This is a genomic window from Pseudomonas sp. P4_B3, assembly GCF_056402295.1.
Genome location: NZ_JBFUHR010000017.1, coordinates 112,973 through 129,312, shown reverse-complemented (window position 1 = coordinate 129,312; position 16,340 = coordinate 112,973). Strand labels below are relative to the sequence as shown.

Annotated in this window: 14 protein-coding genes; 4 read left to right on the top strand and 10 right to left on the bottom strand. The window is 58.0% G+C overall.

Going from position 1 to position 16,340, the window contains the following annotated elements:
• Positions 1-6: 6 nt before the first annotated feature.
• The 8 genes from AC1DWG_RS20250 to AC1DWG_RS20215 all read right to left on the bottom strand — a co-directional run bounded on the left by AC1DWG_RS20250 (position 7) and on the right by AC1DWG_RS20215 (position 8,675).
• The gene (locus AC1DWG_RS20250; RefSeq protein ID WP_477788267.1) at positions 7-1,110 is read right to left on the bottom strand and encodes an ABC transporter ATP-binding protein; all 1,104 of its coding nucleotides are present in this window, start codon (positions 1,108-1,110) and stop codon (positions 7-9) included.
• Between the two features lie 130 nt (positions 1,111-1,240).
• Positions 1,241-2,071, bottom strand: a complete 831-nt coding sequence (locus AC1DWG_RS20245; RefSeq protein WP_477761964.1) for a carbohydrate ABC transporter permease — start codon at positions 2,069-2,071, stop codon at positions 1,241-1,243.
• Positions 2,072-2,079: 8 nt separating this feature from the next.
• Complete coding sequence (locus tag AC1DWG_RS20240; protein ID WP_477761963.1) at positions 2,080-3,006, bottom strand: carbohydrate ABC transporter permease; 927 nt, start codon at positions 3,004-3,006, stop codon at positions 2,080-2,082.
• Between the two features lie 152 nt (positions 3,007-3,158).
• Positions 3,159-4,469 (bottom strand): ABC transporter substrate-binding protein, encoded by a 1,311-nt coding sequence (locus AC1DWG_RS20235; protein WP_477788266.1) that lies wholly within the window; start codon positions 4,467-4,469, stop codon positions 3,159-3,161.
• Between the two features lie 346 nt (positions 4,470-4,815).
• Positions 4,816-5,721: a helix-turn-helix domain-containing protein gene (locus AC1DWG_RS20230; protein ID WP_477788265.1), complete on the bottom strand. Its 906-nt coding sequence runs from the start codon at positions 5,719-5,721 to the stop codon at positions 4,816-4,818.
• A 116-nt stretch (positions 5,722-5,837) separates the two neighbouring features.
• On the bottom strand, positions 5,838-6,755 hold the full coding sequence (locus AC1DWG_RS20225) for a phosphatidylinositol-specific phospholipase C domain-containing protein (protein WP_477761960.1): 918 nt from the start codon (positions 6,753-6,755) through the stop codon (positions 5,838-5,840).
• A 190-nt stretch (positions 6,756-6,945) separates the two neighbouring features.
• Entirely contained in the window at positions 6,946-8,238 is a 1,293-nt protein-coding gene (locus AC1DWG_RS20220) for a glycosyltransferase (protein ID WP_477788264.1), read from the bottom strand.
• A 74-nt stretch (positions 8,239-8,312) separates the two neighbouring features.
• A complete protein-coding gene (locus AC1DWG_RS20215) occupies positions 8,313-8,675 on the bottom strand; it encodes a response regulator (protein WP_477761958.1) in 363 nt (120 codons plus the stop codon).
• 256 nt (positions 8,676-8,931) lie between these two features.
• On the opposite strand from AC1DWG_RS20215, the gene AC1DWG_RS20210 reads away from it, so the two are divergent.
• The 4 genes from AC1DWG_RS20210 (at position 8,932) to AC1DWG_RS20195 (ending at position 14,987) form a co-directional block, all read left to right on the top strand.
• Positions 8,932-12,423 (top strand): response regulator, encoded by a 3,492-nt coding sequence (locus tag AC1DWG_RS20210; protein ID WP_477788263.1) that lies wholly within the window; start codon positions 8,932-8,934, stop codon positions 12,421-12,423.
• A 17-nt stretch (positions 12,424-12,440) separates the two neighbouring features.
• Positions 12,441-13,256: a CheR family methyltransferase gene (locus tag AC1DWG_RS20205; protein ID WP_477761956.1), complete on the top strand. Its 816-nt coding sequence runs from the start codon at positions 12,441-12,443 to the stop codon at positions 13,254-13,256.
• Between the two features lie 94 nt (positions 13,257-13,350).
• Positions 13,351-14,613, top strand: coding sequence for a hybrid sensor histidine kinase/response regulator (locus tag AC1DWG_RS20200; RefSeq protein WP_477788262.1), 1,263 nt, complete (start codon positions 13,351-13,353; stop codon positions 14,611-14,613).
• Positions 14,610-14,987 carry a response regulator gene (locus AC1DWG_RS20195; protein ID WP_223458099.1) on the top strand — a complete coding sequence of 126 codons (378 nt, stop codon included), beginning with the start codon at positions 14,610-14,612 and terminating at the stop codon, positions 14,985-14,987. Before AC1DWG_RS20200 ends, AC1DWG_RS20195 begins: the two co-directional genes overlap by 4 nt.
• 4 nt (positions 14,988-14,991) lie before the next feature.
• On the opposite strand, the gene AC1DWG_RS20190 is transcribed toward AC1DWG_RS20195, so the two are convergent.
• Both AC1DWG_RS20190 and AC1DWG_RS20185 read right to left on the bottom strand, forming a co-directional pair.
• Positions 14,992-15,114, bottom strand: coding sequence for a hypothetical protein (locus AC1DWG_RS20190; protein ID WP_477756357.1), 123 nt, complete (start codon positions 15,112-15,114; stop codon positions 14,992-14,994).
• A 45-nt stretch (positions 15,115-15,159) separates the two neighbouring features.
• Complete coding sequence (locus AC1DWG_RS20185; protein ID WP_477761954.1) at positions 15,160-16,215, bottom strand: tetratricopeptide repeat protein; 1,056 nt, start codon at positions 16,213-16,215, stop codon at positions 15,160-15,162.
• Between the last annotated feature and the right edge of the window lie 125 nt (positions 16,216-16,340).

The following is a 16,340-nucleotide window of genomic DNA, read 5'->3' as shown; positions in this document are numbered from 1 at the left end:
CTGAAATCAGGCAGCAACGCGCAGCGGGCGGGTCAGTGCCACGCCGTCGGCATCGAATAAATGGCAGTGTTGCGCATCCAGGTGCAGGCTCAGGGTTTCGCCATAACGGCTGGCCAGATCGCCGCGAACCCGCATGGTCAGGGCTTCGCCGGACGAGGTCAGGACGTGGCAGAAGGTGTCGCTGCCCAGGCGTTCGCTGACATCGGCGGTGACCTGCAAGGTGCAGTCGCCGGGTTTGGCCAGTTCCAGATGCTCGGGGCGGATGCCCAGCGTCACCGCACTCCCGACGCTCAAATGACTGCCGCTCAAGGGCAGGCTGATGCGGGTTCCGGCGTCCAGTTGCACTTCACAGCCCTGACTGTCGGTGCGTGTGACCTTGCCTTTGAGAAAGCCCATTTTCGGTGTGCCCAGAAACCCCGCGACAAACAGGTTGGCCGGCTGGTGATAGAGGTCCAGCGGCGAGCCGACTTGCTCGATCTTGCCGCCATTGAGTACGACCACTTTGTCGGCCATGGTCATCGCTTCGACCTGATCGTGAGTCACGTAGATCATCGTGGCTTGCAGTTCTTTGTGCAGGCGCAACAGTTCCAGGCGCATCTGCACGCGCAGGGCGGCATCAAGGTTGGACAACGGTTCGTCGAACAGGAAAATTTTCGGGTTGCGCACGATAGCCCGGCCAATCGCCACGCGCTGGCGCTGGCCGCCGGACAGTTGCTTGGGCTTGCGCTCCAGCATAGGCCCCAGTTCGAGGATGCGCGCCGCTTCGCTGACCTTTTTCTCCACCTCGGCCTTCGCCACGCCGGCCAGGTCGAGGGCGAACGACATGTTCTTGCGCACGCTCATGTGCGGATACAGGGCGTAGGTCTGGAACACCATCGCCAGGTCGCGCTTGGCCGGGCTCACTTCGGTGATGTCGCGGCCATCGAGTTCGATGGTGCCGCCACTGACTTCTTCCAGCCCTGCGATCAGCCGCAGCAACGTGGATTTGCCGCAACCCGACGGGCCGACGAAGACCACGAATTCCTTGTCGTTCACTTCCAGGTCAATGCCCTTGATGATGGAAAAGCCTTCGAAGCCTTTTTGCAAATTCTTGATTTTCAGGTTGGCCATGGTGATGGGCCTCCGTTTGTTGTTGTTTAAGATCAAAAGATCGCAGCCTGCGGCAGCTCCTACAGGGGAGTCGCGGTGCTTGGGGGCTCTGTGTAGGAGCTGCCGAAGGCTGCGATCTTTTGTTTTTGATTCATTTCACGGCGCCGAACGACAGGCCGCGAACCAGTTGTTTCTGGCTGATCCAGCCGAAGATCAGGATCGGCGCACAGGCCAGGGTCGAGACGGCCGACAACTTGGCCCAGAACAGTCCTTCGGGGCTTGAGTACGCGGCGATCAATGCGCTCAATGGCGCGGCTTTCGACGAGGTCAGGTTCAGCGACCAGAAGGCCTCGTTCCAGCACAGGATCAGCGACAGCAACACCGTGGACGCCAGTCCGCCCTTGGCGATGGGCAGCAACACCCGGAGCATTTCCTGCGCCAGCGTTGCGCCGTCCAGGCGCGCGGCTTCGAGGATGTCCTTGGGGATGTCCTTGAAGTAGGTGTAAATCATCCAGACCACGATCGGCAGGTTGATCAGCGTATAGATGACGATCAGTGCAATGCGCGTATCGAGCAGGCCGAAACTCTTGGCCAGCAGGTAGATCGGCATCAGCACGCCCACCGGCGGCAGCATCTTGGTCGAGAGCATCCATAGCAGTGTGCCTCGGGTGCGCTGGGTTTCGTAGAACGCCATGGAGTAGGCCGCAGGCACCGCGATCAGCAGGCACAGGGCCGTGGCGCTGAAGGAAATCACCACCGAGTTCCAGGCGAAACTGAAATAGTCGCTGCGCTCGTTGATGTGCAGGTAGTTCTCCAGCGTCGGCATGAAGATGAACTGCGGCGGCGTGGCGAAGGCATCGATTTCGGTCTTGAAACTGGTCAGTACCATCCAGAAGATCGGGAAGAAAATCAGGATCGCGATGGCCCAGGCCAATGTACCGAGCAGCAGGCTTTGCAAACGACGGGATTGTTGAAGAGTCATGGCAGGCCTCAGGCTTTGTCGGTCAGGTTTTTGCCGATCATTCGCACCAGAATGATCGCGGCGATGTTGGCGATGACCACGGCGATCAAGCCGCCCGCCGAGGCCATGCCGACGTCGAACTGCACCAGCGCCTGGTTGTAGATCAGGTAGGCGAGGTTGGTCGAGGCGTAGCCGGGGCCGCCGTTGGTGGTGGTGAAGATTTCGGCGAACACCGAGAGCAGGAAGATGGTTTCGATCATCACCACCACCGCAATCGGCCTCGCCAGGTGCGGCAGGGTCAAGTGCCAGAAAATCGCGATGGGTCCGGCACCGTCCAGGCGCGCGGCTTCTTTCTGTTCCTGGTCGAGGGACTGCATGGCGGTCATCAGGATCAGGATCGCGAAGGGCAGCCATTGCCACGAGACAATGATGATGATCGACAGCAGCGGGTAGTGCGCGAGCCAGTCCACCGGTTGCGCACCGAACAGCTTCCAGACGTAGGCGAGAATCCCTGATACCGGATGGAAGATCAGGTTCTTCCAGATCAGCGCGCCCACCGTGGGCATGATGAAAAACGGCGAGATCAGCATCACCCGCACGATGCCGCGACCGAAAAACTCACTGGCCTCCAGCAGCGCACTGATCAGCACGCCGAACACCACACTGATCAGCAGCACGCTGCCCACCAGCAACAGCGTGTTGGTGGCGCCGGGCAGGAAGCCCGAATCGGTGAGGAAGTAGGTGAAATTTTCCAGCCCGACGAACGCGTTCTCGCCGGGATTGAGCAAGTTGTAGCGGATGGTCGAGAAGTAGACGGTCATGCCCAGTGGCACGATCATCCACAACAGCAGCAATGCCACCGAAGGGCTGACCAGAAACCAGCCGGGATTGGTCACGCGGCGTTTGCGCTGGGGTTGGACAATGTCCATGTGAGCTTTGGCAGTTGATGTATTCATGGTGATCAGAACCGAGTCATACAGACTTATGGATATCCACTGTAGGAGCGAGCCTGCTCGCGATAGCGCTGTATCAGTCACCCACAATGTTGAATGGGAGCCCGTCATCGTGAGCAGGCTCGCTCTCACAGGAGGCGAGAGCGGGGTCTGGGTTACTTGGGATAACCCGCGCGCTTCATCTCGCGCTCGGTGGTTTGCTGGGCCGCCGCCAATGCCTGGTCGGCCGTGGTCTGGCCGATCAACGCTGCAGAGAAGGACTTGCCGACCTGGGTACCAATGCCCTGGAACTCGGGAATGGTCACCAACTGGATGCCGATGTACGGCACAGGCCTGGCGCCCGGCTTGCTCGGGTCCGCGGCCTTGAGTGATTCCAGCGTGACCTTGGCGAATGGCGCAGCGCTCATGTACGCCTCGCTGTAGGTCGAGGCCCGGGTACCCGGCGGCACGTTGGCGATGCCGTCTTTTTCCGCGACCAGTGCGCCGTATTCTTTGGAAGTGGCCCAGGCGCTGAAGGTTTTCGCTGCTTCCTTGGCTTTGGAACTGGTGGGAATGGCCAGTGCCCAGGAGTACAGCCAGGCCGAGCCCTTGTCGGTGACTTGATGCGGCGCATAAGTGAAACCGACGTGATCGGTGACCTTGCTCTGGGCCTTGTCGGTGACGAACGAGCCGGCGACGCTGGCATCGACCCAGATCGCGCATTTGCCGCTGTTGAACAACGCCAGGTTTTCATTGAAACCATTGCTCGAGGCGCCCGGCGGGCCGGATTTCTTCATGGTGTCGACGTAGAAATTCAGCGCGCTTTTCCACTCGGGGCCGTTGAATTCCGGCTGCCACTGTTCATCGAACCAGCGAGCGCCGTAGGCGTTGGCGACGGTGCTGATCAGCGCCATGTTCTCGCCCCAGCCGGCCTTGCCCCGCAGGCAGATGCCGTACTGTTCCTGCTCGGGTTTGTTGAGCCTGGCGGCGAATTCACCGATCTGCTCCCAGGTCGGGCGCTCGGGCATGGTCAGGCCGGCGTCGTTGAACAGGTCGGTGCGGTAATAGGTGATCGAGCTTTCGGCGTAGAACGGCAGGGCATACAGCGAGCCTTTGACCGACAGGCCTTCGCGCACCGACGGGAACACGTCATCGAGGGCATAGCTGGCCGGCAAATCCTTCATCGGCGCCAGCCAGCCCTTGGCACCCCAGAGTGCGGCTTCGTACATGCCGATGGTCAGCACGTCGAACTGCCCGCCCTGGGTGGCGATGTCGGTGGTCAGGCGCTGGCGCAGGACGTTTTCTTCGAGCACCACCCAATTGAGCTTGATGTCCGGATGCTCGGCCTCGAAGGTTTTCGAGAGCTTTTGCATGCGGATCATGTCGCTGTTGTTGACGGTGGCGATGGTCAGGGTCTGGGCGCCGAGACTGGCGCTACTGAGGGTCATGCAGGTGAGGGCGAGCAGAGCTTTTACTGACGGTTGCATCGTGCACTCCTTTTCTGCACCCAATGGGTTGCAGAAGGACAGTTATTGTTTTTGTGTCTTCCTGCGGAGGGAAGAATGTGCACTGATTACATCCTTCAATGGAGGGCGAGACAAATCATCCATCGCACTTTGATCGATACTTTTTTGCACTGGGGTTTTGGCAGGTAGACGCAGGGAAGGGCTTTTCAGCGAAGGAGGGGTATTGAATCCGTACAGGTTTCAGGGGGTAACGCTGTACCTGTGGGAGCGAGCCTGCTCGCGAATGCGTCGTGTCAGACGACATTTTGCAAACTGACACACCGCCATCGCGAGCAGGCTCGCTCCCACAGGGATTTGAGGTATGTCTTCAGCCGAGGTTTTGCTCGGTCAACCGCTGCACCACCAACCGCCGGTAGTGCGACGGGGTCATGCCCTTGAGTTGCTGGAAGCGCCGGTTGAAGTTGGAAATATTGTTGAAGCCCGATTCGAAGCACACGTCAGTGACCGGCTTGTCGCCATCGGCCAGCAACTCGCAGGACTTGCTGATGCGCAGGCGATTGACGAATTCGACGAAATTGCGCCCGGTGGCCTGCTTGAATACGCGGCTGAAATACGTGGGCTTCATGCCCAGGTGCTCGGCGACTTCCTCCAGCGTCAAGTCCCGGGCGTAGTGGGCAAAAATGTAATCCACTGCGCGGTTGGTGCGATCGATGTTGTGCTCGTCGGCCAGTTGTGGCGTCGTGGCGCCAGAGAGCAATTGGTAGTCGTCGGTGGCCGCGAGCAACTCCAGCAGAATGAAAAAGTGCCCGAGCCGGGTGATGCCGCTGGTTTCGGCGATGCGCTGCATCAAGTCCATGGCCTGGGCGATGGTGTGCTTGCAGCGAAACTCGATGCCGTATTGCGCGCGCTCCAGCAGCGGCGCCAGGGTCTTGAGTTCGGCAAACACCTGATAGCCGCTGTCGAACAGCTCGTCGGTGAAGTTGACCAGCATGTCGCGCTTGGGCACCACTTCGTCCTCGGCCACCTGGCTGATCCAGTTGTGGGGCAGGTTGGGGCCGGTCAGGAACAGGGTTTGCGGATAGAAGTTGCCGATGTAATCGCCAATGAACACCTTGCCGGAACTGGCGACGATCAGGTGCAACTCGTATTCCTTGTGGAAATGCCAGCGCACCAGCGGGCAGGGAAAGCCATGCTGACGGTAGATGATGGACAACCCGTTGTGGTCGTCCATCAATTCATAGGAAGGATCGGTGACTCTGGCGGTGCGGGTCATGTCAGGGCGCTTGTGTTGTTATCCCGCCCTGATCATGCCTCCAGCCGGATGGATAACGCTACTCTGCCGTTTGAACGTACGCCCAGGCGGATATCAAAAAACCGCGCACCATTGCCTCATGGCCGCTGTTGCTTGAGGCGGGATTGGGCCTTCATTACGTTTGCCGCGCGGCAGTTGTGAACCAGGTTTGACTCTTCAAAAAAATCCACATTGATAATGCTGCATTTGTGAATCCATGGTTTGTTTACATCGAACCAATCATTCAGCTCTTTGGGGATGCTAACCGGGCCACCGACGACGGAGTAAGCGGTGGCAGATAGAGACCATGGGAAACTTGAAGAGGGAGGGGTCGTCATGACGGTTTCAATAAAAGATTCGAGGTATTGGACATCGGTGATGGCGGAGCCGCTCCATTTATGTTGAACGCTCCTGCAAAAGGCTTGTGGGTCCAGGTCCGGGTGATGATCGGCGGCGAGCAGTACCCGTTGAGTCCTGCTGATGCGTTTCAACTGTCCAAGCGTCTTGCGGCTGTGTTCAGGAGGAATGATGAGTTCGCCTAAACTGCGCACGAGGCGGTCACTGAATTCCTTGAAGTTAACGGGACGATTTCCACGTTCCAGTTTGTGGAAGTCGAGGATTATGAACTCATCGGGATTATGCACTAGAAAGCTGGATACATCCTGAGCGAGCTGAGAGAGCTCGCGATAGGAGCGTATTCCGTTATGGTGAAAGTAAAAATACGAGTAACTATTGCCATTCCTGATATTCATGTCAAATTCAAGTCTGATGTCGAATGCCCTGGCGCCGTTCATCAGTTGATAATAAAACGAGTCGTTTTGGCAGACGGCCCAGTGCATGGTTGGTGCCCAGATATAGTTACCGTTCTTGTCTGAGCCGGTATTATGTGCGCCAGGCAAAATCAGCTCGCCGAGCGTCAAGTTTTCGATGATTGGAATATTACTCATCCAGTCGTTGAGTGTGGGTTTATAGTTGCCATACTCAAAGCTTGGTTGTATTTCGTTATTGTCGTCCATAGTGCGTCCGTGCAAGTGGGTTGGATACAGTTGTTTATGCGCTAAATGCTTTATCGCATTTGGCGGAGAGGGGTTTTATAGCAACTAAAAAACAGGAAAGCCACTCATGCGACTCAGGCAGGAGTGGCGGGGTGTTTCGTATTGTTAATAAGTTATCTAGTGAGTTTTATACAGGGTTATTTTCGGCGACTCATTGGGCCCGGTTTTTCGCTTCAATCCATTGCGCCATGTATTGAGTACTTTTGTGGTGGTGATGGCGCAACATGCTGCCGGTAAAGTTATCTCGCCGAATGTCGGACAGGTGCCGCTGACAAGCAACCAGCCGTTCAATCAACGCCGGGCCATGAATGGACGGCTGGTAGCGACTGGCCAACAAAGCGCGGGCTTGATTCTGGGCGCTCAACCATAGGGCCTTGTCGTTGTGCAGTTGCACGGCATGATCGGCGAACTCGCGTGCCGAACGGGTCACTGCACCGGGCCAAGTCTCTTCGCCATGCATCGCCTCCGCACCGACTGGCGTCGTCACATTCGGTGTGCCACAGAGCATTGCATCGACGATTTTGCCCTTGATACCTGCGCCAAAACGCAAGGGCGCCAGGCACACCCGCGTCGCCGACATCACCTGCAAGGCGTCCTCTGCCCAGTTCATTACGTGGAACCCCTGCGCCACGTTATGTAACGCAGTGGCCTTGGGTGGTGTGTAGGCACCATAGATATGCAATTGAGCGCTGGGTAATTGCTCGCGAATCAGCGGCCAGATAGCGGTTTTCAACCACAGCACCGCATCCCAATTGGGTGCATGGCGAAAGTTGCCGATATGCAGAAAGTGCGCCCGGTCTTCGAACGCTACCGGCGCATTGGCCGCAAGTTCGACCATCAATGGGCACCAGTGCAACAAGTTGCGTGGAATCCTGAACTGCTCGACCAGCAATTCGATTTCCACTTCGGAAACCATCAGCGTCAAATCACAACGATAAAACGAGGCGATTTCGCGCTTTGCCAGATCGGTGTTGGCCATGTGTTCAAATTCTTCACGCTCTGCCTGGGCGAACAGGCCACTGAAGTCATTGTTGTCATCACTGGTTTTCAAACGCTCCTTGAGGCGTTGATGCCGGCCATGCCTGAGGCTTTGCAGGTCGCAGCTTTCGAGCACGCGCAGGGCATCGGGACAATGCTTCTCGACCCGCCATCCGAACTGTTCCTCCATCATGAATTGATCGAACAACACGATGTCCGGCGCCAGTTCGCTGATGAACTCGTCGAAACTGCTGTTGTTCAGCTCGATCGGCACTTCGCGAATGCCCAACGCCGTCAGGTCTGCGCGTTGTTCGCCGAAGCCCGCCGGGCTGCTGAACGTGATGTCCCAGCCTTGCTGCAGGAAAACCTCGAGGATTTGCATGACATGCCCGCTGGCCGCGGAAGAGCGGGGCTCGGGCCAGACGTAACCAATGACCAGGACTTTGGTTGCGCGGGGCTGGTTCATGTACGGGAATTCCTTGAAGCGAAGACAGGGCAGGGACGAAAAAGGCGCGCATTAAACCACAGCGGATCGCAACGTCACTCGAGAATGTCTTTGACCTTGTCGCGCAACTGATCGATGGAGAACGGTTTGCCGATCAAGTGCATGCCTTGAGGCACTTCGATGGTTTCGGCATAACCGCTGGCAAACAGGATCGGCAAGGCTGGACGTAAAACACGTGCTTCATTGGCCAGTTCGCGGCCGTCCATGTTCGGCAAGCCCACGTCGGTCATCATCAGATCAATGTGCTGGCTCAAGTCCTTGAGTGTCTCCAGCGCCTGCTCGCTGCCATTGGCTTCCAGCACCTTGAACTCCAACTCCTCCAGTACATCGACGATCAGCATGCGCACGATGGCATCGTCTTCGACGACAAGGATGGTGGAGCCGTTGACGGATGACATAGTGAGATTCCCGATAAAATTGGCATTGCCAGCGTTCGAAAATACCAGCTTCTTGCATCAGTAAGTGGCGGATCCCGACAAGTTCCCGACGCGATGCAAAAAAGAGTGCGGCGCAGGTCACGCAAGGATAACCCGCCGCTTTGCGCGGCCGCAGCGGAATGTAGGACCTTGCGCGAAACCATGTCAGAAAATTGGATCAATGTGCCAGTTTTGCGGCAAACTCCTTGCATCCCGACAGTTCGACAAGGCCTGACCCATGACCTCCGCGTCCACGGTTGATGAGCAACGATTTCGTAAACTCCTGAGCCGCAACATCAGCCTGCCGTTGGGTCTGGGCCTCATCAGCGCAGTGTTCTTCGTTTCGCTGATCAGCTATTTACTGTCGACGATCCAGTGGGTGCAACACACCGACCGGGTGATCAATAACGCCAATGAAGCGCTCAAGCTGACCGTGGACCTGGAAACCGGGATGCGCGGTTTCCTGCTCAGTGGCGACGAACATTTCCTCGATCCCTACGAAACCGCCAAACCGCGAATTGCCGTGGCCCTCAACACCTTGCTCGAGCTGACCGCCGACAACCCGGTGCAGACTGACCGCTTGCTGCGGTTGCAGGCATTGCAGCTGGAATGGGCCAGCTACGCGCAATCGCTGATCGATTTGCAGCGCAGCAGCGGTGACTATCGCGCCGTGGTCAAGGCCGGACGCGGCAAACGCCTGACCGATGAAATTCGCAAGCAATTCGAGGACGTGATCGACTCCGAGCAACAACTGCGCACCGCTCGCAATGAAGACGTGCGGCGCACCACAGTCTGGAGTATCAGCCTCTATCTGTTGTTCATTGCCGGCGTCAGTGGCTTGCTGGCGTATGTCGGGCGCCGCGATTTGCTCAATCTTTCGCAAAGCTACGGCGTCAACCTCGCTGCCCAACAGGCCAGCGCCCATCGCCTGGAGCAGCAAGCCTGGTTGCGCAACGGTCAGACTCAACTCGCCGGGCAGGTGCTGGGACAGTTGAGCCTGAGCCTGCTGGGACGCAATATTCTGCAATTTTGTGCGCAGTACCTTGGCACCGCCGTGGCGGCTATTTATGTGCGCGAAGACCACGGCGGCCTCAAACGCATCGCCACCTACGGGTTTTCCCGTGAGCAAGAAGAGCGGGAGCAACAGATTTACAGCGAAGAAGGCATTGTCGGCCAGGTGGCGCAACAGGCACGGTTGATTCGCCTGGACGAGGTACCGGTTGATTACTTCAAAGTCAGCTCCGGCCTCGGCGAAGGTTTGCCGCGCAGTGTGCTGGTGGTGCCCACCAGTGATGACGAGCGGGTCAATGGCGTGATCGAACTGGGCTTTCTGCGCTCACTGACGGACCGTGACATTGAATTGCTTGAGCTGATTGCCGGCAACATCGGCACCTCGATCGAGGCTGCACGCTATCGTCAGCGTTTGCAGGAGGTGTTGGCCGAAACCCAGCAACTCAACGAAGAGTTGCAAGTTCAGCAGGAAGAGCTCAAGACCGCCAACGAAGAGCTCGAAGAACAGTCACGGATTCTCAAGGAGTCCCAGGCGCACCTGGAAATCCAGCAGGTGGAGCTGGAGCAGACCAACGAACAGCTCGCCGAACAGGCACAAGCTCTGGCCGAGCAACGCGACGCCATGGAGCTGAAGAATACCGAGCTCAATCAGGCCCGGATCCAGCTCGAAGAACGTGCCGTAGAGTTGCAGCGCTCGAGCAAGTACAAGTCCGAATTCCTCGCCAACATGTCCCACGAGTTGCGCACGCCGCTGAACAGTTCGTTGATCCTGGCCAAGCTGCTGGCGGAAAATCCGGAGGAAAACCTCAGCGCCGAGCAGGTCAAATTCGCCGAATCGATCTACTCCGCCGGCAATGACTTGCTCAACCTGATCAACGACATTCTGGACATTTCCAAGGTCGAGGCCGGCAAGTTGGAGATCCGTCCGGAGAACACCAGCGTGGCGCGTCTGGTCGAGGGCCTGCGCGGTCTGTTTCAGCCGTTGGCGTCGGACAAACAGCTGGATTTCCAGTTGGATGTGCAGGACGGCGCGCCGCTGATGCTGTTCACCGACCGCCAGCGCCTGGAGCAGGTGCTCAAGAACCTGCTGTCCAACGCCGTCAAATTCACTGAAAGCGGCAGCGTGTGCCTGTCCGTCGCCACGGTCCCGAACGACGGCATCGCGTTCAGCGTCCGTGATTCCGGGATCGGCATTGCGGCGCAGCAGTACGACAGCATTTTCGAGGCATTCCGTCAGGCCGATGGCACCACCAATCGGCGTTATGGCGGCACCGGACTGGGTTTGTCGATCTCCCGTGATCTGGCGGCCTTGCTCGGCGGCTCCATCAGTGTGACCAGCACGCCGGGGCAGGGCAGTGTGTTTACCCTGGTCTTGCCACAGCAATACATAGAACCGGGCGAAGGGCCTGTCGAACTGATGCGAGCCGCTCCTGTGGCGGCTGCGCCGAGTGTATTGCCGCCCACATTGTCGCCACTGATGGCCGACATCGACATTCCGCGTTTCGACGACGATCGCAACAGCGGTCCGTTCACCAGCCGCTGCATTCTGGTGGTGGAAGATGAGCCGAACTTTGCGCACATCCTCTACGACCTTGCCCATGAACTGGGTTATCAGTGCCTGGTGGCCCATGGCGCCGACGAAGGCTACGACCTGGCCAAGACGTTCATCCCCGACGCGATCCTGCTGGACATGCGCCTGCCGGATCACTCCGGCCTGACCGTGCTGCAACGCCTGAAGGAACACGCCGAAACCCGGCACATCCCGGTGCATGTGATTTCGGTCGAGGACCGGGTTGAAGCAGCGATGCACATGGGCGCCATTGGCTATGCGGTCAAACCGACCACCCGCGAGGAACTCAAGGACGTATTTGCACGCCTCGAGGCCAAGCTGACCCAGAAGGTCAAGCGCGTGCTGCTGGTCGAGGACGACGACTTGCAGCGCGACAGCATTGCCCGCCTGATCGGCGACGATGATCTCGAGATCACTGCCGTTGGCCTGGCGCAGGAGGCGCTGGACCTGCTGCGGGCCTCGGTTTTCGATTGCATGATCATCGACCTCAAACTGCCGGACATGCTCGGTAATGACCTGCTCAAGCGCATGTCCAGCGAAGACCTCTGCTCCTTTCCACCGGTCATCGTCTATACCGGGCGCAACCTGACCCGGGATGAAGAGGCTGAACTGTGCAAGTATTCGCGTTCGATCATCATCAAGGGCGCACGCTCGCCGGAGCGGCTGCTGGATGAGGTGACGCTTTTTCTGCACAAAGTCGAATCGCGGTTGTCCCATGAACGGCAGAAGATGCTCAAGGTCGCTCGCAGCCGCGACAAGGTCTTCGAGGGCCGCAAAGTGCTGCTGGTGGATGACGATGTGCGCAACATTTTTGCCCTCACCAGTGCGCTGGAGCAAAAAGGCGCAGTGGTGGTCATTGGTCGCAACGGCCGCGAAGCGATTGAACGATTGAATGAGGTGCAAGACATCGATCTGGTGTTGATGGACGTAATGATGCCGCGGATGGATGGTTTCGAAGCCATTGTTGAAATCCGCAAGGACCCGCGCTGGCGCAAGCTGCCGATCATCGCGGTGACGGCCAAGGCCATGAAGGACGACCAGGAGCGCTGCCGGCAGGCCGGCGCCAACGATTACCTGGCCAAGCCCATCGACCTGGATCGCCTGTTTTCGCTGATTCGTGTGTGGTTACCGAAGGTGGAACGTATCTAGTGGAGCGCAATTTTTCAATGGAGCGAAACAGCGAAATCGAATTGCGCTTGTTGATCGAGGCGATTTACCTCAAGTACAGCTACGATTTTCGCGATTACTCCGGCGCTTCGATCAAGCGCCGGGTCAACCATGCGCTGAGCCAGTTCGAGTGCAACACCATCTCGGCGTTGCAGGAAAAGGTCCTGCACGACCCCGCCGCGTTCATGCAATTGCTGCAATTGCTGACCATTCCGGTCAGCGAGATGTTTCGCGACCCTTCGCACTTCCTGGCCATCCGCAAGGAGGTGGTGCCGCTGCTGCGAACCTACCCTTCGCTCAAGATCTGGATCGCCGGATGCAGCACCGGTGAAGAGGTGTATTCGATGGCCATTGTGCTGCGCGAAGAAGGCTTGCTCGACCGCACGATCATCTACGCCACTGACATCAATCCGCGCTCGCTGGAAAAGGCCAGGCAAGGGATTTTCTCGATGGAGAATGTCCGCGCCTACACTGCTAATTACCAGCAGGCCGGTGGCCAGTGTTCTTTTGCCGACTACTATACGGCGGCTTATGGCTACGCGATTTTCGACAAGACACTGCGCGAGAACGTGACCTTCGCCGATCACAGCCTGGCGACGGACAGCGTATTTTCAGAAACTCAATTAATTTCATGTCGTAACGTACTGATTTATTTTAATAAAAAACTTCAGGATCGGGCATTCGGACTGTTTCATGAATCCCTCTGCCATCGCGGTTTTTTGGTGTTGGGCAGTAAGGAAACCCCGAATTTTTCAGCCTTCGGCAATCAGTTCGAGCCGCTGGTCAAACAAGAGCGGATCTACCGAAAATCATGAACAGTGCAACGAACTTGCCGGCTATCGAAGTGATCGTGATCGGTGCCTCCGCCGGTGGCATCGGCCGTCTGCCTGTCGAGCTGGAACGAATCGCATGCTAAGTAATATCCAGGCCAATCTGCTGATCGTCGACGATCTGCCGGAGAATCTGCTGGCGCTCGAAGCGCTGATCAAGCGTAAGGACCGAATCGTGTACAAGGCGCAGTCCGCCGACGAAGCCTTGTCCCTGCTGTTGCAACACGAATTCGCCATGGCCATCCTCGATGTGCAGATGCCCGGCATGAACGGTTTCGAGCTGGCCGAGTTGATGCGCGGTACAGAAAAAACCAGGAATATTCCGATCGTCTTCGTCAGCGCCGCCGGGCGTGAACTGAACTACGCGTTCAAGGGCTATGAAAGCGGCGCCGTGGACTTCCTGCACAAGCCGCTGGACATCCTCGCGGTCAAGAGCAAGGTCAATGTGTTCGTCGACCTGTATCGCCAGAGCAAGGCGATGAAGGAACAAGTGCTGGCCCTGGAGCAGAGCCGCCGTGAGCAGGAGGCATTGCTCAAGCTACTGCAAAACACCCAGTTGGAACTGGAGCAGGCGGTGCGCATGCGCGATGACTTCATGTCCATCGTCGCCCACGAAGTCCGTACGCCGCTCAACGGCCTGATCCTGGAAACCCAGTTGCGCAAGATGCACCTGGCCCGGGACAACGCCGCCGCCTTCACCCTGGACAAGATGCACGCCATGGTCGACCGCGACGAACGGCAGATCAAAAGCCTCATACGCTTGATCGAAGACATGCTCGACGTTTCGCGTATTCGCACCGGCAAGTTGTCGATCCGGTCGACGTGTTTCGACCTTTCGACGCTGGTTCGCGACGTGATGCACAACTTTTCCCAACAAATCGACGCCGCCGAGGCGTCGGTCACGCTGGATGCCGAGCAACCGGTGATCGGAAATTGGGATGAATTTCGTATTGAACAGGTGATTTCCAACCTGTTGAGCAACGCTTTGCGCTACGGGGCCAAGGGCCTGGTCTCGGTGAGAGTCTACAGTGAAGAGGGCCGGGCGCTGGTGGACGTGCAGGACCAGGGGATCGGTATCAGCGAAGAAAACCAGAAGCGGATTTTCCAGCAGTTCGAACGGGTATCGGCCAAACATATCGGTGCCGGACTGGGCCTGGGATTGTTTATTTCAGAACAGATTGTCACCGCCCATGGCGGTACTATTACGGTCCAGAGCAGGATTGACGAAGGCGCCTTGTTTCGCGTTTGTCTGCCGCTGCAGGAAAACAGCCGGATAAACGCAACCTCTGATCGACCCCACGGTCGTATCAGCAGCAATCGACCGAACAAAGGCTTCCCATGAGCGAAGATGCACAAGATGTAGTACTCGTCGTCGAGGACGATCCCTCGATTCTGATGGTGCTGTCCGCTTATCTGTCGGGCGAGGGTTACCGCGTGTTGCAGGCGGAAAACGGCGAGCAGGCTTTTGAAATCCTCGCGAGCAAACCGCACCTGGACATGATGATCACCGACTTCCGCCTGCCCGGTGGCATCTCCGGCGTGCAGATCGCCGAACCCGCCGTGAAGCTGCGACCGGAACTCAAGGTGATTTTCATCAGCGGCTATGCCCAGGAAATCCGTGAGACCGACAGCCCGATCACCCGCACGGCGCCGATCCTGGACAAACCTTTCGATCTGGATAAATTGCAGGAACTGATGCAAGACATGCTTTCATAAGCATTCAGGCGCTGATCATCTCCCGCACCTTCGCCGTCAACAGATCAAAGGTAAAGGGCTTGGTGATCATCTGCATGCCCGGATCGAGAAACCCGCCGCGCACTGCCGCAACGGGCTGCCTTTTCACTTGACCCTGGGCCGGGACGACGGTTCAACGAAATTTCAGGCGGGGTCAAAGCCCTTGTTGCAACGCCGGATCATCGGGGTTCATCTGTTCGAGTTGGGCCAACAGGATCTGCACGTTTTGCAGTTGCCCGCTTTCCTTCCAGTAACTGATCAGCAGCACCCGTGCCTTGCGATCGTTCGGATGGCGCTGAACGATTTCCTGCAACTGTTTCTGCGCCGCGTCGAGCTCTTGCTCACTGTGCAATGTGGTGGCCAGGTCGTAGCGGTAATCCCGGTTATTGGGCTCGAGTTCAACGGCTTTGGACAGGCCGAGCAGGGCGAATTCGCTTTGCTCGTGATGCAGCAGCCAGAGCCCCAGGGCATGTTGCAGGTAGGCCGAATCGGGTTGTGCCTGGAGTTGCCTGGCCAACAACTGCCGGGCGGCGTCGTTTTGGCCCTGTTTATCCAGCACTTCGATTTGCAGCACCAGCGCCGGCAGGTTGTCCGGTGCCAGGCGCAGGGTGTTGTCCAGCGCCTGTTGCGCTTCCTTGAGCTCGGCGTTGTGCAGGTGCAGCCGGGCCAGTTGGTATTGGTTATCGGCGCTTTGCGGCTCGCTCTTGAGCACTTGCTCCCAGGCATCGATGGCTTGCTCCAGCGGCCCGAAATACAAGCCGAGTTCATCCGGAGACAAACCCAGCAGCGCGTTGATTGCGGCCAGCCGCACGCTTTGTTCGCTGTCATCGAGCAATGGCCCCAGCAGCAGACTGCGCTGGCCGCTCGGTACCAGGCCGCTGATACTCCTGATCGCAGCGATACGGACCTCGGGCGACTCGTTCTGCAGGTCGGCATCCGCCAGTTTCAGGGCCACCGAGCTTGGATAGTTGGGCAGCTCGGCATGCAACCAGACACGACGCTTGGGGGACAGGTCCGGACGGCCCAATTGCTGATAGAGCACCCGTGCGGCACCGGGTTGACCACCCCGGGTAGCCGCCAGTGCTTCGCTGTAGCCATGTTGTATGGCTTCGGGAACCACCGGGGCGGTATTGCGCAGAGAAACCCACGCTAGGCCGATGACGAGCAGGGCAAAGAGGCTGATAAACAGATAGCGGCGGGACTTGGGCATGCAGGAATCCGGAAGCTGGCGAGCTTTTGCAAAGGTCGCCAGCTTCGGTCAGGCCAGGCTTTGAGTCAAACCTTGACGACGCTCACTGGCGATTCAATGGGCCTGCAAGCGGTGTCGACAGCAAA